The organism is Streptomyces sp. A5-4, assembly GCF_051131715.1.
In the GTDB taxonomy this organism is placed as follows: Bacteria; Actinomycetota; Actinomycetes; order Streptomycetales; family Streptomycetaceae; genus Streptomyces.
In genome coordinates this window covers 6,196,380-6,217,706 of sequence record NZ_CP178591.1, presented here as the reverse complement: position 1 = coordinate 6,217,706, position 21,327 = coordinate 6,196,380, and the positions used below count along the sequence as shown (strand labels likewise).

14 protein-coding genes and 1 pseudogene are annotated in these 21,327 nt (G+C 70.7%); 8 read left to right on the top strand and 7 right to left on the bottom strand.

Annotated features, from left to right (window positions below; translation table 11 throughout):
* Positions 1 to 134 precede the first annotated feature (134 nt).
* Complete coding sequence (locus ACLLJJ_RS29230) at positions 135 to 1,334, bottom strand: L,D-transpeptidase (RefSeq protein WP_434596855.1); 1,200 nt, start codon at positions 1,332 to 1,334, stop codon at positions 135 to 137.
* 168 nt (positions 1,335 to 1,502) lie between these two features.
* Between ACLLJJ_RS29230 and glgX the strand changes: the two genes are divergently transcribed.
* Entirely contained in the window at positions 1,503 to 3,767 is a 2,265-nt protein-coding gene (gene glgX, locus ACLLJJ_RS29225) for a glycogen debranching protein GlgX (RefSeq protein ID WP_434596853.1), read from the top strand.
* A 6-nt stretch (positions 3,768 to 3,773) separates the two neighbouring features.
* Here glgX and ACLLJJ_RS29220 read toward each other — a convergent pair.
* From ACLLJJ_RS29220 to ACLLJJ_RS29205, 4 genes and pseudogenes are all read right to left on the bottom strand, one after another.
* Positions 3,774 to 3,992: pseudogene (locus tag ACLLJJ_RS29220) on the bottom strand (response regulator transcription factor); the annotation flags it as partial.
* Entirely contained in the window at positions 3,959 to 4,651 is a 693-nt protein-coding gene (locus ACLLJJ_RS29215) for a hypothetical protein (RefSeq protein ID WP_434596851.1), read from the bottom strand. The gene ACLLJJ_RS29215 and the pseudogene ACLLJJ_RS29220, both read right to left, overlap by 34 nt.
* 5 nt (positions 4,652 to 4,656) lie before the next feature.
* Entirely contained in the window at positions 4,657 to 5,397 is a 741-nt protein-coding gene (locus tag ACLLJJ_RS29210; RefSeq protein ID WP_434596849.1) for an ABC transporter permease, read from the bottom strand.
* 1 nt (position 5,398) lies between these two features.
* The gene (locus ACLLJJ_RS29205) at positions 5,399 to 6,337 is read right to left on the bottom strand and encodes an ABC transporter ATP-binding protein (protein ID WP_434596847.1); all 939 of its coding nucleotides are present in this window, start codon (positions 6,335 to 6,337) and stop codon (positions 5,399 to 5,401) included.
* 162 nt (positions 6,338 to 6,499) lie between these two features.
* On the opposite strand from ACLLJJ_RS29205, the gene ACLLJJ_RS29200 reads away from it, so the two are divergent.
* From ACLLJJ_RS29200 to ACLLJJ_RS29190, 3 genes are all read left to right on the top strand, one after another.
* Entirely contained in the window at positions 6,500 to 8,320 is a 1,821-nt protein-coding gene (locus ACLLJJ_RS29200; protein WP_434596845.1) for an ABC transporter ATP-binding protein, read from the top strand.
* Positions 8,317 to 10,206 (top strand): ABC transporter ATP-binding protein, encoded by a 1,890-nt coding sequence (locus ACLLJJ_RS29195; protein ID WP_434596843.1) that lies wholly within the window; start codon positions 8,317 to 8,319, stop codon positions 10,204 to 10,206. The genes ACLLJJ_RS29200 and ACLLJJ_RS29195 overlap by 4 nt, the downstream gene beginning before the upstream one ends.
* 85 nt (positions 10,207 to 10,291) lie before the next feature.
* Positions 10,292 to 11,392: a M20 family metallopeptidase gene (locus ACLLJJ_RS29190; protein WP_434596841.1), complete on the top strand. Its 1,101-nt coding sequence runs from the start codon at positions 10,292 to 10,294 to the stop codon at positions 11,390 to 11,392.
* A 59-nt stretch (positions 11,393 to 11,451) separates the two neighbouring features.
* Here the strand turns inward: ACLLJJ_RS29190 and ACLLJJ_RS29185 are convergent, their stop codons facing one another.
* Positions 11,452 to 11,637 (bottom strand): hypothetical protein, encoded by a 186-nt coding sequence (locus ACLLJJ_RS29185; RefSeq protein WP_434596839.1) that lies wholly within the window; start codon positions 11,635 to 11,637, stop codon positions 11,452 to 11,454.
* 87 nt (positions 11,638 to 11,724) lie between these two features.
* Between ACLLJJ_RS29185 and ACLLJJ_RS29180 the strand changes: the two genes are divergently transcribed.
* Together ACLLJJ_RS29180 and ACLLJJ_RS29175 are read left to right on the top strand one after the other, a co-directional pair.
* On the top strand, positions 11,725 to 11,913 hold the full coding sequence (locus ACLLJJ_RS29180; RefSeq protein ID WP_434596837.1) for a hypothetical protein: 189 nt from the start codon (positions 11,725 to 11,727) through the stop codon (positions 11,911 to 11,913).
* Positions 11,914 to 12,151: 238 nt separating this feature from the next.
* Entirely contained in the window at positions 12,152 to 14,179 is a 2,028-nt protein-coding gene (locus ACLLJJ_RS29175; RefSeq protein ID WP_434596835.1) for a M4 family metallopeptidase, read from the top strand.
* Between the two features lie 95 nt (positions 14,180 to 14,274).
* Here ACLLJJ_RS29175 and glgP read toward each other — a convergent pair whose 3' ends face one another.
* Positions 14,275 to 16,911: an alpha-glucan family phosphorylase gene (gene glgP / locus ACLLJJ_RS29170; protein WP_434596833.1), complete on the bottom strand. Its 2,637-nt coding sequence runs from the start codon at positions 16,909 to 16,911 to the stop codon at positions 14,275 to 14,277.
* A gap of 515 nt (positions 16,912 to 17,426) precedes the next feature.
* On the opposite strand from glgP, the gene ACLLJJ_RS29165 reads away from it, so the two are divergent.
* Positions 17,427 to 19,415 (top strand): alpha-1,4-glucan--maltose-1-phosphate maltosyltransferase, encoded by a 1,989-nt coding sequence (locus ACLLJJ_RS29165; RefSeq protein WP_434596831.1) that lies wholly within the window; start codon positions 17,427 to 17,429, stop codon positions 19,413 to 19,415.
* Entirely contained in the window at positions 19,412 to 21,133 is a 1,722-nt protein-coding gene (gene treS / locus ACLLJJ_RS29160) for a maltose alpha-D-glucosyltransferase (RefSeq protein ID WP_434596829.1), read from the top strand. Before ACLLJJ_RS29165 ends, treS begins: the two co-directional genes overlap by 4 nt.
* Positions 21,134 to 21,327: the final 194 nt, after the last annotated feature.

Genomic DNA, 21,327 nt, shown 5'->3' with positions numbered 1-21,327 from the left:
GCACCCCACGCGCTGCTCCCACGCGCCTTGGAAAAGATAAGCACACCGGGCGTGTCGGGAACTCCCCGCGCATGTCACCGTTCCGTCTCAAGTGCGCCGACGGGGCGAGGGCGAGCCATGCAGGTCAGCGGGGGTTATCCGAGGGCGGATCCGGCCTTCCACCGGTTCCACTCCATGTTCCAGCCGCCGAGGCCGTTGTCGGGAGCGACCTTCCGGTCGTGCGAGTTGATGACCTCGACGACATCCCCGACGAGCGTGCGGTCGAAGAACCAGCCGGCCGGGGTCGCCGAACTGCCGCCCTTCACATCGCGCAGCCCGACGCAGCCGTGGCTGGTGTTCGCCGACCCGAAGGTCCGCGACGCGGCCCAGTAGTTGCCGTGCAGGAAGGTCCCCGACGTGGTCAGCCGCATCGCGTGCGGGACGTCCGGGATGTCGTACTCGCCGCCGAATCCGACCGTCTGCCCGTTCATCCGCGTCACGTCGTACAGCTCGGTGACGACCATCTTCCCGTTGTACGTCTTGTTCTTCGGCTCCCCCGCGCTGACCGGCACGCTCACCGGCGCCTCCTGGCCGCGCCGCACCACCATCGTGTGTGCCTCGGCGTCCACCGTGGAGACCTGGGAGCGGCCGACGGTGAAGTCGACGGACTTCTGCTGGACGCCGTACACGCCGGGCGACGCCTGTACGTCGCGCAGTCTCATGGCGACGCTCACGCGAGTGCCCGGCTTCCAGTAGTCGCGCGGCCGGAAGTCCAGCCGCTGCTTGCCGAACCAGTGGCCGGTGACCTCCACCGGCGGCTCCGAGCTGATTTCGATGGCGCGCTCGACCGCGGCGCGATGGGTCACCTCGCGGTTGAAGTCGAAGGAGACGATCATGCCGGTGCCGACGGTGGAGCGGTTCTCCGGCTTGAAGTAGCCGATGAAGCGGTGCTCGGGAACGTACGTCGTGAACGAGGTGTGCCGGGCCGATCGGCGGCCCCGGCCGTCCAGCGCCACCGCGTCGACCGTGTACTTGGCGGCCAGCAGCAGCGGCCCGCCCACCGGCTGCCAGCTCAGGCCGTCCGGCGAGATCCGGCCCTCGACCTCCTGCGGGTCCGCGTCCTCGACCCGCAGCACCTTGACTCTCTCCAGCCGCCCGTCGGGGACCTTCACCTCGATGCGGCCGTCCGCCTTGATGTCCTTCGCCCCGTCGTCGGGGAGAATCCTGATCGCGTCCCTGGGCGAACGCGGCTTGTCGCCAAGGCCCAGGCCTCCTCCGCCGGTGCAGCCGGACAGTCCGGCGATCAATCCTGCCCCTGCCAGTACGGCGGCCAGCGCCGTCCGTGCGCGTCTCACTGCGTCTCTCACGTCCGGCCCAACGATCGCCCCCCTCCGGGGGAAACGTGAGTACGACCCCTGTTCCGGGCAGAACAGGTGCAGGGAGCCACACCAGGAAGCCGCAGCCGGGATGCCGCACGGCCTGGGAGGATCCGCCCGTCCAGCCGAGCCGCGGGAGGACTACAGGTGTCGAGCGCACCCGAGCAGCAGGCAATCGCAGTACCGGAGGCGGTGCGGGCCAGTGGGCCCGCACCGGCCGGGGTCAACGGGCACCGCCCGGCACCCGGCAGGGCGCGGCCACCCGTGTGGCCCGGTGCGCCGACTCCGCTCGGGGCGCGCTTCCGCGTCGGCCCCGACGGCGTGGCGGGCACCAACTTCGCGCTGTGGGCGGCCGGGGCGGAAGCGGTCGAGGTGTGCCTGTTCGACGAGAACGGCGCCGAGACGCGCTGCCCGCTGACCGAGCTGACGCACGAGATCTGGCATGGCTTCGTGCCGGGCGTCCGGCCGGGACAGCGCTACGGCTTCCGGGTGCACGGCCGCTGGGACCCCTGGACGGGCGCCCGCTGGAACCACGCGAAGCTGCTCCTCGACCCGTACGCGCGGGCCGTGGACGGGGACTTCGCGCTGCCCGGCGAGGTGTACGGGCATGTGCGCGACTGGCCGCAGCAGCATGTCGCCGACACGGTCCGCGACGACCGGGACTCCGCGCCGCACGTCCCCAAGGGCGTCGTCGTGCACGCGGACGCACCCGACGACGAGTGGCTGGACGACCGGCGGCCCAAGACGCCGTGGGCCGACTCGGTCATCTACGAGCTGCATGTGCGCGGCTTCACCAAGCTGCACCCGGGCATCCCGGAGCCGCTGCGCGGCACGTACGCGGGACTCGCCCACCCGGCCGCGATCGAGCATCTCGTACGTCTGGGGGTGACGGCCGTCGAGCTGCTGCCGGTGCACCAGTTCGCGCACGAGGACCATCTGCTGCGGCGCGGCCTGCGCAACTACTGGGGCTACAACTCCATCGGCTACTTCGCGCCGCACGCCGGATACGCGGCGACGGGGACGGCCGGCCAGCAGGTCGAGGAGTTCAAGGGGATGGTGCGTGCGCTGCACGCGGCCGGCATCGAGGTCATCCTCGACGTGGTCTACAACCACACGGCGGAGGCGGGCGAGCTGGGCCCGACGCTGTCGCTGCGCGGCATCGACAACCGCGGCTACTACCGCCTGCAGTCCGACGCCCGGCGGTACGCCGACTACACGGGCTGCGGCAACACCCTGCACGTGGTCCAGCCGCACGTCCTGCGGCTGATCACCGACTCGCTCAGATACTGGGTCACGGAGATGGGCGTCGACGGCTTCCGCTTCGACCTGGCGGCGGCGCTGGCCCGCTCGATGCACGACGTCGACATGCTGTCCCCGTTCCTCGCGGTCATCGCCCAGGACCCGGTGCTGCGCCGGGTGAAGCTGATCGCCGAGCCGTGGGACGTCGGCAGCGGCGGCTATCAGGTGGGCGCGTTCCCGCCGCTGTGGACGGAGTGGAACGACCAGTACCGCGACGCCGTACGGGACTTCTGGCGCGGCGCCCTGCCCGACGTACGGGACCTGGGCTACCGCCTGTCGGGCTCCAGCGACCTCTACGCGTGGGGCGGCCGGCGCCCGTACGCCTCCGTCAACTTCGTCACCGCGCACGACGGCTTCACACTGCGCGACCTGGTGTCGTACGAGCAGAAGCACAACGCGGCGAACGGGGAGGGCAACCGGGACGGCACCGGCGACAACCGGGCGTGGAACTGCGGCGCCGAGGGCGAGAGCGACGACGTACGGGTGAACGAGCTGCGCCGCCGCCAGCTGCGCAACATGCTCACCACGCTCCTGTTGTCCACGGGGGTGCCGATGCTGGTGGCGGGCGACGAGATGGGCCGCACCCAGGGCGGCAACAACAACGCGTACTGCCAGGACAACGAGACCAGCTGGATCGACTGGTCACTGCTCGAAGAGCCGGGCTGGCGCGGCCTGTTCGCGCTGACGTCCCGGCTGCTGGCCCTGCGCCACGCCCACCCGGTGCTGCGCCGCCGCGCCTTCTTCTCGGGGCGTCCGCAGGCCGCGGACGGGCTGCGGGACCTGGCCTGGTTCACGCCACGCGGCCCGGAGATGACCGAGCAGGACTGGTACGCGCCCGCCTCGACGCTGGGTCTCTTCCTGTCGGGGCGTGACATCCCGGGGCGGGACGCACGGGGGGCGCAGGTGACCGACGACAGCTTCCTGGCGATCCTGCACGCGGCGGACCGCCCGGTGAGCTTCCTGTTGCCGGGCGGCCCGTGGGCCCGGTCGTACGAGCTCGTCGTGGACACCTCGGCGGAGGTCCAGACCGAGGAGCCGGGCACGGTGTACCAGGGGGGCGGTTCGGTGACCGTGCCCGCCAGGTCGGTGCTGCTGCTGCGGGTCGCGTCGTGACGGGCGTCAGCCCAGGATTCCGCGGTCGTACGCCGCCGCCACGGCCGCCGCCCGGTCCTTGGCGTCCAGCTTGGCGTAGATGTGGGTCAGGTGGGTCTTGACGGTGGCCTCGCTGATGAACAGGGCCGCGGCGATCTCGCGGTTCGACGTGCCCTTGGCGACGAGTTCGAGCACCTCGCGCTCGCGGGCGCTCAACGGCTCGTTGCCGGGGCTGCGGCTTGGGCGTGCAGTCCGGCGTTCTCCGCCAGCGCCTGCTCAAGGCGGGCGTTGGTGCGCTCCAGCTCGACGATGGTGGCTGCGCGTCCCTCGTTCTTCTCGTCCTCCTGGGTGCCGAGGTGGGCGAAGACGAGGCAGAGCGAGGCGTTGAGGACGAACAACCCGCCGAAGGCGAGCCAGCTCATGGTCGACGGCGGCGGCAGCCCGCCGGACTGGGAGCCCGCCATGGTCACGGCGGTGGCGAGCAGCCCGGCGCGGGCCGCGCGGCGCGGCAGCAGGGCGGAGACGTCGAAGTAGCCGAGGACGGCGTAGATGGAGAAGAAGGGGTTGAGCCAGGACAGGGCGAAGCCGAGCAGGGCGCGCAGGACGTAGTACACCCGGCCGGGGACGGCCTGCTCGGGCAGGTCACGGCCCGCTCTGCCCCACCACAGCTGGAGGGCGAGCGCGGCCAGGATCAGGGCTCCGGCGGCGTACATCTCCGGGCGGGTCATGAGGAGGTCGGCCGCCCCCGCGCCGATGAGCGTCGCGAGGCCCAGCAGGCCGTAGGGTCCCCAGCGGAAGAACTGGCCCCAGCGTTCCTCGACCGTCGGCGGCGCTGTCGCCGCGGCCGTCCCGGTGCCCGTCATCGTGTCCCGCTCCCATTTCCCCGTCGCCTTCGCGGCCGTCATGGCCGCTATTCCCACTTGAACCGGCGTGCCGCGACGCCGGTCAGCAGCACGGCCCACACTGCCATCACCCCCAGGTGCGTCCAACCGGGCCAGCCGCCGGTGGCCGCCTGGTCGAGCGCCTGCGAAGCGGCGCCGAAGGGGGTGAGCTCGACGATGCGCCGGAGGGTCTCCGGCATCGCCTGGACCGGAACCCAGACGCCCGCGGTGAACATCGCCGGGAAGAAGACCACCGAGCCGATGACACTGGCGATCTTCGTGGTGCGCGAGAGCGCGCAGACCAGGGAGCCCAGCGCGAGGGCGCAGCCCGTGGTGAGCAGCAGTGCCAGGACGTAACCGGGGAACTGCTCGGGCAGCGCGACGCCGAAGCCGATGCGGCCCACGGCGATGACGAGGGCCGTGGAGGCCAGGGCGGCGGCGCCGTGCAGCGCGATCTGCGCGGCGAGCAGCGACATGGGCCTGACCGGGGTGGTCGACATGCGGCGCAGGATGCCGTGTTCGCGGTAGCCGGTGAGGACGGGCGGCATCGCCTGGATCGCGGCCATGATCGAGGCGAGGAGTACGGCGACGGGCACGTACAGGTCGATGACGCGTCGGCCGCCGAGGGCTTCGTCGGCCTCGCGGAAGGACGGGATCAGGCCGAGGATCGTCATCAGCAGGGTCGGGAAGAGCAGGATCCAGAAGAGGCTGCCCGGTTCGCGGCCGAAGAGCCTGGCCTCGGTCCTGAGCACGGCGACGGATGCGGACATGTCAGGCGCCCTGTTCTGTGAGGTTCTTGGCGGGGTCTTCGGCGAGGCTCTCCGTGAGGTCGAGGAAGGCGTCGTCGAGCGTCGCGTCGCCGACCCGCAGCTGGTTCGCGGTGATCCGGTGCCTGGCGAGCAGGGAGATCACGGCGTTGACGGTCGCGTCGGTCCCGTTGATCAGTACCCGGCCGTCCCGGTGCTCCACGGAGGCCGCTTCGGGCAGTTGGGCCAGCTCGTGCTCGTCGAGCGGGCGCGAGGGGGTGAAGGAGATGACGGTGGAGGTCGTGGAGCGCCCGATGAGGCCCGCCGGGGTGTCGAGGGCCGCCACCCGGCCCTTGTTGATCACCACGACGCGGTCGCAGAGGCGCTGCGCCTCCTCCATGAAGTGGGTGACCAGGACGACGGTCACCCCGGAGTCCCGCACGTCCTCGATGAGCTTCCAGGTGTCGCGGCGGGCACGCGGGTCCAGGCCCGTGGTGAGCTCGTCGAGTACCACGATCCTGGGGTTGCCGATGAGCGCGAGGGCGATGGAGAGCCGCTGCTTCTGGCCGCCGGAGAGCTTGCCGAAGCGGTCGGTGAGGCGGTCGGTGAGGCCCAGGCGCTCCGCCAGGACACGCCAGTCGGCGGGGGCCGGGTAGAAGGCGGCGTACAGTTCCAGCGCCTCGCGCACGGTGAGCTTGGCCTGCACCTCGCTCTCCTGGAGCTGGGCGCCGAGGATCGCGGTGACGCGGTCGTGGTCGGCGACCGGGTCGAGTCCGGCGACCCGGACCGTGCCGGAGTCGGGGACGCGCAGCCCCTCGACGCATTCGACGGTGGTGGTCTTGCCCGCGCCGTTGGGGCCGAGGATCCCGAAGATCTCCCCCTCCTCGACGGTGAAGCTCACGCCGTCCACCGCGGGCCGCCCCGCGTAAGCCTTGCGCACCGCGCTGACTTCGATGATTGCCATGGGTACGAGGATCCCGGCGGCCGGGGTTCGGAACATCGGCCATCGCGCTCGAACCGGCATCGGCCGATCGGTTGATGCCGGGGTACGACCGGGCGGGGTCCGGGTCCGTCCCGCCGAAAACCAGATGAACGATGTCAGTGGTGAACCATAGGCTCACCCCTGATGCCAGAAACAGATTCAGCACCCCCGGACCGGTCGGCCGTACGCTCGCTCCTGCGGCTGTGGCCCTACGTGCGCCCGGTGCGGGCGCGTCTCTTCGGTGCGGCATTTGTCGCTGTTGTCGCGTCCTGCCTCAGCCTGGTCTTCCCGTTCGTCCTGAAGTGGATCGTGGACGGCCCGGTCGCGGACGGCAATCCGGGCGGGGTGTGGCTGGGCGCCGTGTTCCTGCTGGTCCTCGGCGTGGTGGAGGCGGTGCTGTTCGGCATCCGGCGCTGGATGGTGGCGCGGCCATTGGCCGGCGTCGAGGCGGGCATGCGGGCCGACCTGTACCGGCATCTCCAGCGGCTGCCGATGGCCTTCCACGACCGTTGGGCGTCGGGGCAGTTGCTCTCGCGCGGCACGACTGACTTGATGATCGTGCGGATGTTCCTGGCGTTCCCGCTGACCTTCCTGCTGGTCAACGGGGTCACCATCCTGGTCGGGTTCGTCATTCTGCTGTTCCAGGAATGGTCACTCGGGCTGGTGCTGCTGGGGCCCGTGATCCCGATGGTGGTGCTGTGCTCGCTCTTCGAGTCGAAGTACTCCGGGGTGTCACGGCTCTCCCAGGACCAGGTCGGCGATCTGACGACGGTGGTCGAGGAGAGCGTCCTGGGCATTCGCATCATCAAGGGCTTCGGCCGCCACCGCAGCCAGGCCGTCGCGTTCCGTGAGCTGTCGCTGAAGCTGCGCGGCACCGAGCTGGTGAAGGCCCGGCTGCTGGCCGCCATCTGGGCGCTGATCACCATCCTGCCGGAGCTGGCCATCGGCGCGGCCCTGGTCCTCGGCACGGTCCAGGTCGCCGACGGTGTGCTGTCGGCGGGGACCCTGGTGGCGTTCCTCTCGACGGCGCTCGCGCTGCGCTGGCCGGTGGAGTCGATCGGCTTCCTGCTGGCGATCAGCCAGGACGCGGCGACCGCGACGGACCGCTACTTCGAGGTGATGGACGCGCCCGAGGAGACGGACGCGGGGACCCTGGCGGTCCCGGCGGCGAGCGCGGGCCCCGCCGGGGCCGCCGACGGGATCCGCTTCGAGGGCGTCGCGTTCCGCTATCCCGACGCGGCAGCGGACTCCCCTCCGGTACTCGCGGACATCACCCTGCACATCAGACCCGGCGAGACCATGGCGATCGTCGGAGCCACCGGCAGCGGCAAGACCACGCTCACCACGCTCGTACCGCGGCTGCACGAGGTGACCGGTGGGCGCATCACGCTCGACGGCGCCGACATCACCGCGCTGCCGCGCGAGCGGCTGCGGGAGCTGGTGTCCGTCGCCTTCGAGGAGCCGACGCTCTTCTCGGCGACGGTCGGCGAGAACGTACTGATGGGCGCGGCGGGCGCGGGTGAGGCGGAGCTGGAGCTGGCTCTGGACACCGCGCAGGCCGGGTTCGTGGGAGAGCTTCCGCACGGCGCCGGTACGCAGGTCGGCGAGCAGGGGCTGAGCCTGTCCGGCGGACAGCGGCAACGGCTGGCGCTGGCGCGGGCCGTGGTGGGCGAGCCCCGGTTCCTCGTCCTGGACGATCCGCTGTCGGCGCTCGATGTGCACACCGAGACGCTGGTGGAGGCGGCGCTGCGGCGGGTGCTGGCCAGGACCACCGCGCTCGTCGTGGCGCACCGGCCGTCCACCGTGCTGCTCGCCGACCGGGTCGCACTGCTCTCCGGGGGCCGGATCAGCGCCGTCGGCACCCACTACGAACTGCTGCGCAGCAGCGACGAGTACGCCTGGCTGATGTCGGGCGCGGGCGACGGCGAACCCGTCGGCGCCGCAGGCAAGGGGGATCACGCATGACCACCACCGTGGACGGCAGGCCCGCCCCCGAATCCGACCCGGGTACCGGCCCCGACCCCCGGCCCCGGCCGGGGACCACTCCCCCGCCGCGGACCGAGGACCTCTTCGACCGCGACGCGCTGCCCGCCGTCAAGGGGGCGACGGGCACGCTGCTGCGCTCGCTGCTGCGGGCCAGGCGGGGCGCGGTCGCCGTCGCGACGCTGCTCCTGCTCCTCCAGCAGGCCGTGGTGCAGGCCGGGCCGCTGCTGGTGGCGTACGCCATCGACCGCGGTGTGCCGGCGCTCAGGCGCGACGACTTCGGGCCGCTGATCGCCGTCGGGGCTGGCTATCTGGTGTGCGCACTGGGCGCGGGGGCGCTCCAGTACGCCTTCATCCAGGCGTCCGCCCGGGTCAACCAGGACGTGCTCCTCGATCTGCGCGGCCGGATCTTCCGCCACGCGCAGGCCCTGAGCGTCGACTTCCACGAGCGGTACACCTCGGGGCGGCTCATCTCCCGCTCCACGACCGACGTGGAGTCGCTGCGGGAACTGCTCGGCGAGGGCCTCCAGGAGCTGCTCGGGGTCATCCTGTCCGTCGTCTACATCTGCGCGCTGCTGCTCTACCTGGACATCGGGCTCGGCGGATTCGCGGTGCTCTCCTTCGTACCGCTGTATCTGCTCGTGCGGCTCTATCAGCGCCGCGCCGGACGGATCTTCAGCAGGCGGTCCACGGCGATCGCCGCCGTCATCGTGAAGTTCGCGGAGACGATCAACGGCATCCGGCCGGTGCGGGCCTTCCGCCGCGAAGCGGCCAACGACGCGGACTTCCAGCTCCTCAACCGCCGCCACGAACTGACGAACGGCGACACCCTCCTTGAGATGGCGCGCTATGTGACCGGCTCCCGGCTGGTGGCGAACACCGCGATCGCGGGACTCGTACTGTGGGGCTCCTACCGGGTCGCGGACGGCACGCTGGCGCTCGGTGTGCTGGCCGCCTCGGTGCTCTACCTGCGGCGGCTGTACGACCCGATCGACCGGCTCGGCATGTTCCTCAACTCCTACCAGTCCGCTGCCGCGTCGCTGGAGAAGATCGCGGGCCTGCTCGCGCAGACACCGACCGTGCCCGAGCCCGCACAGCCGCGCGCGCTGCCCGCGACGGCCCGCGAACACCGGGGCCGCGAGGTCGTCTTCGCCGGGGTCAACTTCGCCTACCGCACCGGCGGCGAGGTGCTGCCGCGCTTCGACCTGTCGCTGCCGGCCGGCCAGACGGTCGCCGTCGTCGGCTCGACGGGCGCGGGCAAGTCGACGCTCGCCAAGCTGCTCGCCCGCTTCTACGACCCTACCGAGGGCCAAGTCCTGCTCGACGGTGTGGACTTGCGCGACCTCGCGGTGCCCGAGCTGCGGCGCGGGGTGGTGATGGTGACGCAGGAGGCCTTCCTGTTCTCCGGCACGGTCGCGGAGAACATCGCCATCGGCCGCCCGGACGCCACCCGCGAGGACATCGAGCGGGCGGCCGAGGCCATCGGCGCCCACGAGTTCATCAGCGGCCTGCCGGAGGGGTACGACACGGACGTACGCAAGCGGGGCGGCCGGATCTCGGCCGGCCAGCGCCAACTGGTGGCCTTCGCCCGCGCGCTGCTCGCCGACCCGGCGGTACTGATCCTCGACGAGGCCACCTCGTCCCTGGACATCCCGGGCGAGCGGGCCGTCCAGCGCGCGATGCACACCGTGCTGCACGGCCGCACCGCCGTGGTGATCGCCCACCGCCTGTCGACGGTGGAGATCGCCGACCGGGTGCTCGTCATGGAGCACGGCCGCGTCGTCGAGGACGGCGCCCCGGCCGAACTCGTCGCGGGAACAGGCCGGTTCGCCGGTCTGCACCGGGCATGGCGGGAAAGCCTGGCCTGACGGCGCGGGGCCGGCCGTGCGCAGGGTGGGTGATCGCGGCCAGGTCGCCAACGGGCCCCTGCGGAGCGCTGGCTACGCTTGCGGCATGACGATGCCCAGCACCGGCCACGTGAGTGTCGACGCGATGCTCGACGACCTCAGGACGCTCGTCGAGGTCGAGTCCCCGTCGCGCGATCCCGACGCCCTGACGGCATCGGCCAAGGCTGTCGCCGCCGTCGTCGAGAGCCGCCTCGGCGGAGAGGCCGTCCTCGTGGCGAGCGCGGCGGGGCCGCACGTCCACTGGTCGGCCGGTGGCGAACCCCAGGTGCTGGTCCTCGGTCACCACGACACCGTGTTTCCGCTCGGCACCCTGGAGCGCCGCCCCTTCCTGGTCGAGGACGGCCGCGCGACCGGCCCCGGGGTCTTCGACATGCTGGGCGGTCTCGTGCAGGCCGTTCATGGTCTGGCGACGCTCGACGACCGGTCGGGCGTCGAGATCCTGGTGACCGCCGACGAAGAGGTCGGCTCCGGCTCGTCCCGCGCCCTCCTCGAAGAGCGGGCCCTTGCCTGTGGCGCCGTACTGGTCCTTGAGGGCGCCGCCGACGGAGGCGGGCTGAAGACCGGCCGCAAGGGTTGCGGCACGTTCCAGGTCTCCGTCACGGGCCGGGCGTCCCACGCGGGCCTTGAGCCCGCGGCCGGGGTCAACGCCCTGGTCGAAGCGGCACACCAGGTGCTGGACATCGCGGCGCTCGGCCGGCCCGGCATCGGCACGACGGTCACCCCGACCGTCGCGTCCGCGGGAACCCTGGACAACGTCGTGCCCGCGGAGGCGACCGTCGTCGTCGATGTCCGGGTCGAGTCGGCCGGCGAGAAGGACCGCGTCGAGGCCGCGTTCGCGGCGCTGGCCCCGCATCTCGACGGGGCGCGGCTCTCGGTTCAGGGAGCCGTCGGCCGCCCCCCGATGCCCGAGTCGGCGTCGGCCGAGCTCTTCGCGGTGGCCAAGCGGCTGCTTCCGGAAATCGAAGGCAGGGCGGTCGGCGGCGGAAGCGACGGCAACTTCACGGCCGCGCTGGGAGTGCCCACACTCGACGGCCTCGGAGCGGTCGGGGGCGGCGCCCACGCCGATCACGAGTACCTGCTGGTCGAGGCCATGACCGAGCGGGCGAACCTGGTCGCCGGACTGGTGAAGGCCATCCGGAAGGCCTAGGCGCACCGGGATCCGAGCACCTGGAAGGTGCCGGTGCGCCGCGATGTCCGTACGGCGCCCTACACGGCGGCCGGGGACCCGGCGGCGGCAACCGGACCGGCGTTGACGTCGGCAGTCGCGCCGGGCCTGGCTTCGGTGCCGGACAGCGGGCGCGTGGTGCCCGTGCCGCGCAGCAGGGTCAGGGCGAGGACCTCCGCGCGGGTGCTGGGCGCCCTCCGGGGGGCCGGGCTCGCACCGTACGACATGATCTACACCCACCTCGCGCTCTTCGCGTACGTCCAGGGGCTGGCCGTCGCCGTCGAGTCGGAGGACCGGCCCTGCAGGGCACCGGGATGTCCGGCGGCGAGTGGGTGGCACGGAACGAGCCACAGTTCGAAGCGATCACCGCTGCGGGTGCGTACCCCTTGCTCAACAGCATGTTCGAACAGGACGAGTTCGAGCTCAACATCGACGTCCTCTTCGAATTCGGGCTGCGCCGGACTCCGGATGACGTCGGGGCAATGATCGGCAACTCCCGGTAGATGCCGTTGAAACGTCCGGTTAACGAACGTGACCATTCGGGCAACGGACGATTTTTGGCCAACTTCTTGATGCGCTCCTGACAGGTACACGTCCCGACTGGCACTCTTCCCCCGATCCACGCATCACTCGTACCTCAGCACGTAGCTCGTACTGACGCTCTGCCTGTTCTTCCGTTCTGCTGCCTTGCCCGGTCGGCCCACCCAGTCGCCCGGTACCTTCTTCGCAGATGGAGTTCGCGTGAGACCCACGACCCCCCGCAGGCGTAACCGCGCCACTGCTACCGGCGCGCTCATCGCCGCCAGCGCCCTGCTCGCCGTAGGCGTTCAGGCCGGCGCCGCCAGTGCCAGCCCCGACACGGGGGCTGCCACCAAGGCGGCCGCACAGCCCAACCCGGGCGCTCTGCCCGCCAAGCTCTCCCCCGCGCAGCGCGCCGAGTTGATACGCGAGGCCAACGCCACCAAGGCGGCCACCGCGAAGGAACTCGGCCTCGGCGCCAAGGAGAAGCTGGCCGTACGCGATGTCGTCCAGGACCGCGACGGCACCACCCACACGCGCTACGAGCGCACCTACGACGGACTCCCGGTCCTCGGTGGCGACTTGGTCGTCGCCGAGACCAAGGCGGGGAAGACCGAGGCTGTCACCAAGGCGTCGAAGGCCGAGCTGAAGGCCGTCGACACCACCGCGGAGGTCGCCCCGGCGGCAGCCGAGAAGCAGGCGCTGAGCGCCGCCGAGGCGGAGGGCTCCACCAAGGCCGACGCCAGCCGGGCGCCCCGCAAGGTCGTCTGGATGACCGACGGCAAGCCGACGCTGGCGTACGAGACGGTCGTTGGGGGTCTCCAGCACGACGACACCCCCAACGAGCTGCACGTCGTCACCGACGCCTCCACCGGCAAGAAGCTCTTCGAGTGGCAGGCCATCGAGAACGGCACCGGCAACACCCAGTACAGCGGCCAGGTCACGGTGGGCTCCACACAGTCGGGTTCCACCTTCAACCTGACCGACGGTGGCCGCGGCAACCACAAGACGTACAACCTCAACCGCGGCACCTCGGGCACCGGCACCCTCTTCTCGGGTCCCGACGACGTCTGGGGCGACGGCACCCCGCAGAACGCCGAGACCGCGGGCGCCGACGCCGCCTACGGCGCGGGTCTCACCTGGGACTACTACAAGAACGTGCACGGCCGCACCGGCATCAAGGGCGACGGCGTCGGCGCGTACTCGCGGGTCCACTACGGCAACGCGTACGTCAACGCGTTCTGGTCGGACGCCTGCTTCTGCATGACGTACGGCGACGGCGCGAACAACGCCAAGCCGCTGACCTCGATCGACGTCGCGGCGCACGAGATGACGCACGGCGTCACCTCCAACACCGCCGGCCTCGTCTACAGCGGCGAGTCGGGCGGTCTGAACGAGGCGACCTCCGACATCTTCGCGGCGGCCGTCGAGTTCAACGCCAACAACCCCCAGGACGTCGGCGACTACTTCGTCGGCGAGAAGATCGACATCCGGGGCAACGGCACTCCGCTGCGCTACATGGACAAGCCGAGCAAGGACGGCTCGTCCAAGGACGCGTGGTACTCGGGCATCGGCGGCATCGACGTCCACTACTCATCGGGCCCGGCGAACCACTGGTTCTACCTGCTCTCCGAGGGCAGCGGCACCAAGACCATCAACGGCGTCAACTACGACTCGCCGACCTCCGACGGTCTGCCGGTGACCGGCATCGGCCGGGCGAAGGCACAGCAGATCTGGTTCAAGGCGCTCACCACCAAGTTCAACACGCGCACCGACTACGCGGGCGCCCGTACCGGCACCCTCGCGGTCGCCGGTGAGCTGTACGGCACCACCAGCGCCGAGTACAAGGCCGTCGCCGACGCGTGGGCCGGCATCAACGTCGGCAGCCGCCCCGGTGGCGACACCGGCACTTCCTTCGAGAACCTCGCGGACGTCGCCATCCCGGACAACGGCGCCGCGGTGACCTCCTCGATCACCTCCACCAAGACGGGTGCCGCTCCGGCCACCCTCAAGGTCGCCGTGGACATCGTGCACACCTGGCGCGGTGACCTGGTCGTCGACCTGCTCGCCCCGGACGGAACGTCCTACCGGCTGAAGCCGTCCTCGTCGAACGACTCGGCGGACAACGTCAAGGAGACATACACGGTCAACGCGTCCTCCGAGACCGCGAACGGCGTCTGGAAGCTCAAGGTCCAGGATGTCGCCGCGCAGGACACCGGCTACATCAACAGCTGGAAGATCACCTTCTGACGCGTCAGCAGCGTCCGAACCACTGATCCGCACAGTGCCCGGGGCCACCGGCCCCGGGCACTGCCCGTTCACAGGGCGCACGGATCAAGCCCCGGTCACCGCATCAAGACCCCCGCCGCCTCCCCGGTCGACTCCGAGGGCACCGCGACCAGGCCCAGGTCCGCATGGGTCGCCAGCAGGCGGTGCGCGGGCAGGATGCGGACCGTGTAGCCGAAGGCGCCCGTTCGGTCCAGGGCCAGCGGGCCCTCGTACACCCAGCGGCCCTCCAGGTCCGGGCCGCCCGTCGGCTTCAGCGGGAAGGTCCTGGCCTTGCCGATCGCGTCGTCCGGGTCCACCCGGCCCGCCACCGCCTGCACCTCCACGTCGTCCGGCCCCAGCGCGCCGAGCGCCACCCGTACCCGCAGGGCGAGCGTGGAGCCGAGCTCCGCGGCGCCGTTCACTGCGGTCGGCGTCAGCGCCTCCACGTGGTCGACGGCGACCCGCGGCCACGCCTCGCGCACCCGGGCCTTCCAGAGCGCCAACTCCCGTGCGGTGTCCGGGTCCAGGGACCGGTGGGCGTGGGCGGCCGGGGCGTACAGCCGCTCCACGTACTCCCGCACCATGCGTCCCGCCAGCAGCTTCGGGCCGAGCGTGACGAGCGTCTGGCGGACCATCTCGATCCAGCGGTCGGGCAGCCCGGCCGGTCCCCGGTCGTAGAAGCGCGGGGCGACGCGCTGCTCGATCAGGTCGTAGAGCGCGTTCGCCTCCAGCTCGTCACGGCGGTCGTCGTCGGTGGCCGCGCCGTCGGCGGTCGGGATGGCCCAGCCGAAGTCCGGCTCGAACCACTCGTCCCACCACCCGTCGAGCACCGACAGGTTGAGGCAGCCGTTGAGCGCCGCCTTCATCCCGCTCGTCCCGCACGCCTCCAGCGGACGCAGCGGATTGTTCAGCCACACGTCGCAGCCCGGGTAGAGCTTCTGCGCCATCCGCATGCCGTAGTCGGGCAGGAAGACGATCCGGTGGCGCACCCGCGGGTCGTCCGAGAACCGCACCAGATCCTGCACGAGCCGCTTGCCGCCGTCGTCCGCCGGATGGGCCTTGCCCGCCACCACGATCTGGATGGGATGCGTCGGGTGGAGCAGCAGCTCCATCAGGCGGTCGCGGTCGCGCAGCATCAGGGTGAGGCGCTTGTACGAGGGGACGCGCCGGGCGAATCCGATGGTCAGGACGCCCGGGTCGAGGACGTCGTCGACCCAGCCGAGCTCCGCCTCCCCGGCGCCGCGCTGGCGCCAGGACGCCCGCAGCCGCTCCCGTACCTCCTGGACCAGCTGCTCGCGCAGGGTGCGCCGCAGCTCCCAGATGTCGGTGTCCGCGATGTCGGCGACGGTGTCCCAGCGCTGCGAGTCGCCCACCGACAGGGCCTCCTCGGTGCGGTTCAGGCCGATCTGCCGTGCCCCGAGCCTGATGACCTCGGGCGCGACCCAGGTCGGCGCGTGCACCCCGTTGGTCACCGAGGCGATCGGCACCTCTTCGGGGTCGAAGCCCGGCCACAGACCGGCGAACATCGAGCGGCTGACGGAGCCGTGCAGCGTCGAGACACCGTTGGCCCGCTGCGCGAGCCGTAGGCCCATCACCGCCATGTTGAAGAGGTTCGGCTCGCCGCCCGGGTAGGTCTCCATGCCGAGCTGGAGGATCCGTCCGACGTCGAGGCCGGGCAGCTCGCCCTGGTCCCCGAAGTGGTGCGCGACGAGCTCCCGGTCGAAACGGTCGATGCCGGCCGGTACGGGGGTGTGCGTCGTGAAGACGGTCCCGGCCCGCACCGACTCCAGGGCGGCGTCGAACTCCAGCCCCTCGGCGCCGAGTTCACGGATGCGTTCCAGGCCGAGGAATCCGGCGTGCCCCTCGTTCGTATGGAAGACCTCGGGCTCGGCGTGCCCGGTGAGCCGGCAGTAGGCCCGGACCGCCCGGACCCCGCCGATGCCGAGGAGCATCTCCTGGAGCAGCCGGTGCTCGCTGCCTCCGCCGTACAGCCGGTCGGTCACCTCGCGCTCGGACGGCGCGTTCTCCTCGACGTCCGAGTCGAGCATCAGCAGCGGTACGCGCCCCACCCGGGCCTGCCAGATGTGCGCGCGCAGCGAGCGTCCGCCGGGCAGGGCGAGCACGACCTGGGTGGGGGTGCCGTCGGGCTCCCTGAGGAGTGAGACGGGCAGCTCGTTGGGGTCGAGCACCGGGTAGTGCTCCTGCTGCCAGCCGTCGCGGGTCAGGCTCTGCCTGAAGTAGCCGTGCCGGTAGAGCAGTCCGACGCCGATGAGCGGCAGCCCCAGGTCGCTGGCGGCCTTCAGGTGGTCACCGGCCAGGACACCCAGGCCGCCGGAGTACTGCGGCAGGGCGGCGGTGACTCCGAACTCGGGCGAGAAGTAGGCGACGGCGCCCGGAAGTTCGGCTCCTTCGTCGTTCTGTTTCTGGTACCACCTGCTGCCGTTCAGATAGTCGTCGAGGTCGTCGGAGACCTCAGTCAGCCTGCGCAGAAATCGCCGGTCGCCGGCCAGCTCGGCCAGCCTCCGGGACGACACGGTCCCGAGCAGCCGTACGGGATCGCCGCCCGAGGCCACCCAGCACTCGGGGTCGACGGCCTGGAACAGCTCACGGGTCTCGGTGTGCCAGGACCAGCGCAGATTGCGGGCGAGGTCGCTGAGTGGTCGCAGGGGTGCGGGGAGGACGGGGCGGACGGTGAATCGACGAATGGCCTTCACGGGTTCCACCTTCACAGGGAGGGACACATCCGAGGGGACCCACCACGCTGTGCGCCCCTCCGTCATCCCCGACGTTAGTGGCAGCGCGCCGTTCGTCACCACGGCGCACACGGGGGCGGCCTGCGGGTCTCCGCCGCCCCCGTGCGCGGTCGCGTCGGCGCACGCGGAGGTGTCCGCGCACCACCCCCACAGCCCCACCGGACCCACGGGAAACACCGGGTCGTCGGCCCTTCGGGCACGGCCGGCCCGCTTTCTGTTTTCGCCCGTCATTACGCGGCAGTAGTTAACACAGCACCGGATTGCCCACCCGTTCGGGGAGGGAAGGCTCCTCCGGTACGCACACGCAATCGAACCCTCAGCCGATCTGAGTCGGTCCACCCGAGTGAACGTGGACAGGAGCGGTCATGCCCGCAGCCCGTCAGCCCTCAACGGAGCAGCTAAATAGGACAGACCCCCAGAAGTCCCGAAAACGCGAGCCGCGGTCAGCCACGGCCGCACTGCCCCCAGGTGAGCCAATGATCGGTCGCATTCCCGTCCTGGACGTACGCCCCGCAGTCGACTGCGGGAGAAGGCCCGCCAAGGCGGTGGCAGGTGAGTCGTTCCCGGTCACCGCCACCGTTTTCCGCGAGGGCCACGACGCCGTCGCCGCGCAGGTGGTCCTGCGCGACCCGGCGGGTCACGACGGGCCGCGCATCGCGATGCGTGAGCTCGCCCCCGGCACCGACCGGTGGGGCGCCGAGGTCGCACCGGACGCCGAGGGCCACTGGACGTATACCGTCGAGGCCTGGAGCGACCCGGTGTCGACCTGGCGCCAGCACGCCCAGATCAAGATCCCGGCCGGTATCGACACCGAGCTGGTCCTCGCCGAGGGCGCCGAGCTGTACGAGCGGGCCGCCTCCGGTGTGCCCAAGGACGACGGGCGCGAGGGTGTGCTGGCCGCCGTGGACGCGCTGCGCGACACCGCGCGGTCCGCCGCCGCCCGGCTGGCCGCGGCCCTCGCCCCGGAGACCGACGCCGCGCTGAGCCGCCACCCGCTGCGTGAACTGGTGACGGCGTCGCGGCCGATGCCCCTGCTGGTCGAGCGCGAGCGGGCGCTCTTCGGCTCCTGGTACGAGTTCTTCCCGCGCTCGGAGGGGGCTCGCACCGAGGCGGACGGCACCGTGGTCGGCGGCACGTTCCGGACGGCGGCCGAACGGCTGACCGCCGTCGCCGCGATGGGCTTCGACGTGATCTATCTGCCGCCGGTCCACCCCATTGGCCGTACCTTCCGCAAGGGGCCGAACAACACCCTCTCGGCGTCCGCTTCGGACGTCGGCGTCCCTTGGGCCATCGGCTCGGCCGAGGGCGGTCACGACGCGCTCCACCCCGGCCTCGGGACCTTCGAGGACTTCGACCACTTCGTGGCGCGCGCCCGTGACCTGCGTATGGAGGTCGCGCTGGACTTCGCGCTGCAGTGCTCGCCCGACCACCCGTGGGTGAGCGAACACCCCGAGTGGTTCCACCACCGCGCGGACGGCACCATCGCCTACGCGGAGAACCCACCGAAGAAGTACCAGGACATCTACCCGATCGCTTTCGACGCGGACATGCCGGGCCTGATCAGCGAGACGACACGGCTGCTGCGCTTCTGGATGGGCCACGGCGTGCGGATCTTCCGCGTCGACAACCCGCACACCAAGCCGGTGGTCTTCTGGGAGCGGGTGATCGCGGACATCAACGGCACCGACCCGGACGTGATCTTCCTGGCCGAGGCCTTCACCCGTCCCTCGATGATGCACACCCTGGGCGCCGTCGGCTTCCAGCAGTCGTACACCTACTTCACCTGGCGCAACACCAAGGAGGAACTGACCGAGTACCTCACGGAGCTCTCCGGCGACGCGGCCTCGTACATGCGTCCGAACTTCTTCGTGAACACCCCGGACATCCTGCACGGCTACCTCCAGGACGGCGGCCGTCCGGCGTTCGAGGCGCGGGCCGTGCTGGCCGCCACACTGTCACCGGCCTGGGGCATGTACGCGGGCTTCGAGCTGTGCGAGCACACCCCTGCCCGGCCGGGCAGTGAGGAGTACCTCGACTCGGAGAAGTACCAACTCAGGCCGCGTGACTGGGAGTCGGCGGAGCGCGAGGGGCGCACCATCGCCCCGCTGATCACCACGCTGAACCGGCTGCGACGCCGCCACCCCGCCCTGCGGCAGCTGCGCTCCCTGCATTTTCACCACACGGACAACGACGCGATCATCGCGTACTCGAAGCGCTCGGGATCGAACATCGTTGTGATGGTCGTCAACCTCGACCCGCACCACACCCAGGAGGCCACGGTCTCGTTGGACATGCCGGAACTCGGCCTCGACTGGCCGGATTCCGTCCCGGTGCGCGACGAGCTCACCGGCGAGACCTATCACTGGGGCAGGGCCAACTATGTGCGCCTCGATCCGGGCCGTACGCCCGCGCACATCGTCGCCCTGCGACCGTCCCCGCCGATCGGAGGGTCACCCACATCATGATCGTCAATGAGCCCGTCCAGGACACATTCGAGGACACGCCCGCCAAGGACCGCGATCCCCAGTGGTTCAAGCGCGCCGTCTTCTACGAAGTGCTCGTACGCTCATTCCAGGACAGCAATGGAGACGGCGTAGGCGACCTCAAGGGCATTACCGCCAAACTGGACTACCTCCAGTGGCTGGGCGTCGACTGCCTATGGCTGCCGCCGTTCTTCAAGTCACCGCTGCGCGACGGTGGTTACGACGTCTCGGACTACACGTCCGTCCTCCCCGAGTTCGGCGATCTCGCCGACTTCGTGGAATTCGTCGACGCCTCGCACCATCGCGGCATGCGCGTGATCATCGACTTCGTCATGAACCATACGAGCGACCAGCATCCGTGGTTCCAGGAGTCGCGGTCCGATCCGGACGGGCCCTACGGGGACTACTACGTCTGGGCCGACGACGACAAACAGTTCCAGGACGCCCGGATCATCTTCGTCGACACGGAGACCTCCAACTGGACGTTCGACCCGGTCCGCAAGCAGTACTTCTGGCACCGGTTCTTCTCCCACCAGCCGGATCTCAACTACGAGAACCCAGCCGTCCAGGAGGAGATGATCTCGGCCCTGCGCTTCTGGCTGGATCTGGGCATCGACGGATTCCGCCTCGACGCCGTGCCCTACCTCTACCAGGAGGAAGGGACGAACTGCGAGAACCTGCCGCGCGCCCACGCCTTCCTCAAGCGGGTCCGGGCCGAGATCGACGCGTCGTACCCGGACACCGTGGTGCTCGCCGAGGCCAACCAGTGGCCGGAGGACGTCGTCGACTACTTCGGCGACTTCGAGTCCGGTGGCGACGAGTGCCACATGGCCTTCCACTTCCCCGTGATGCCGCGCATCTTCATGGCCGTGCGCCGTGAGTCCCGGTACCCGGTCTCGGAGGTCCTCGCCAAGACTCCGGCGATCCCGTCCAACTGCCAGTGGGGCATCTTCCTGCGCAACCACGACGAGCTGACGCTCGAAATGGTCACGGACGAAGAGCGCGACTACATGTACGCCGAGTACGCCAAGGACCCGAGGATGCGGGCCAACATCGGCATCCGGCGCAGGCTCGCCCCGCTGCTCGACAACGACCGCAATCAGATCGAGCTGTTCACGGCCCTTCTGCTGTCGCTGCCGGGCTCGCCGATCCTCTACTACGGCGACGAGATCGGGATGGGCGACAACATCTGGCTCGGCGACCGCGACGCCGTCCGCACCCCCATGCAGTGGACCCCGGACCGCAACGCCGGGTTCTCCTCCTGCGACCCGGCCCGGCTCTCCCTGCCGGCGATCATGGACCCGGTCTACGGCTACCAGGTCACCAATGTCGAGGCGGCCATGACCTCGCCGTCCTCGCTGCTGCACTGGACACGGCGGATGATCGAGATCCGTAAGCAGAATCCGGCCTTCGGCCTCGGTTCGTACACCGAACTGCCGTCGTCCAACCCGGCGGTGATCGCCTTCCTCCGGGAGTACAAGGACGACCTGGTGCTGTGCGTGCACAACTTCTCGCGGTTCGCGCAGCCCACCGAGCTGGACCTGCAGTCCTTCAACGGACGGCATCCGGTGGAGCTGATCGGCGGGGTGCGCTTTCCCCCCATCGGCGAGTGGCCGTATCTGCTGACCCTCGCAGGTCACGGCTTCTACTGGTTCCGGCTGCGCAAGGACACCTCGCAGCTGTTGAAGAAGAACACCTGAGGTCCCACCCGGGCCGGGCGGTTTCCACCGCCCCGCCCGGGGCACTCTCCCCGTCATCATCGGGTCCGTACGGAGCATCCTGACCCGACACTCCCCGCGCTCGCCGCGGAGAGAACCCCACGCACCGCCCGGACAGCTACGGTCGCAATCCGGGACACTCTGCGGATCCTGTGGTGTGCCCGGGGAAAGGACGC

What these genes read in the sequence shown, in the direction of transcription:
- ACLLJJ_RS29205 (WP_434596847.1), bottom strand. Translation starts at nt 6,337, where the DNA reads ATGGCAATCATCGAAGTCAGCGCGGTGCGCAAGGCTTACGCGGGGCGG.
- ACLLJJ_RS29165 (WP_434596831.1), top strand. Translation starts at nt 17,427, where the DNA reads ATGATCGGTCGCATTCCCGTCCTGGACGTACGCCCCGCAGTCGACTGC.
- ACLLJJ_RS29215 (WP_434596851.1), bottom strand. Translation starts at nt 4,651, where the DNA reads ATGACGGCCGCGAAGGCGACGGGGAAATGGGAGCGGGACACGATGACG.
- ACLLJJ_RS29180 (WP_434596837.1), top strand. Translation starts at nt 11,725, where the DNA reads ATGTCCGGCGGCGAGTGGGTGGCACGGAACGAGCCACAGTTCGAAGCG.
- ACLLJJ_RS29190 (WP_434596841.1), top strand. Translation starts at nt 10,292, where the DNA reads ATGACGATGCCCAGCACCGGCCACGTGAGTGTCGACGCGATGCTCGAC.
- ACLLJJ_RS29210 (WP_434596849.1), bottom strand. Translation starts at nt 5,397, where the DNA reads ATGTCCGCATCCGTCGCCGTGCTCAGGACCGAGGCCAGGCTCTTCGGC.
- ACLLJJ_RS29195 (WP_434596843.1), top strand. Translation starts at nt 8,317, where the DNA reads ATGACCACCACCGTGGACGGCAGGCCCGCCCCCGAATCCGACCCGGGT.
- treS (WP_434596829.1), top strand. Translation starts at nt 19,412, where the DNA reads ATGATCGTCAATGAGCCCGTCCAGGACACATTCGAGGACACGCCCGCC.
- ACLLJJ_RS29200 (WP_434596845.1), top strand. Translation starts at nt 6,500, where the DNA reads ATGCCAGAAACAGATTCAGCACCCCCGGACCGGTCGGCCGTACGCTCG.
- ACLLJJ_RS29185 (WP_434596839.1), bottom strand. Translation starts at nt 11,637, where the DNA reads ATGTCGTACGGTGCGAGCCCGGCCCCCCGGAGGGCGCCCAGCACCCGC.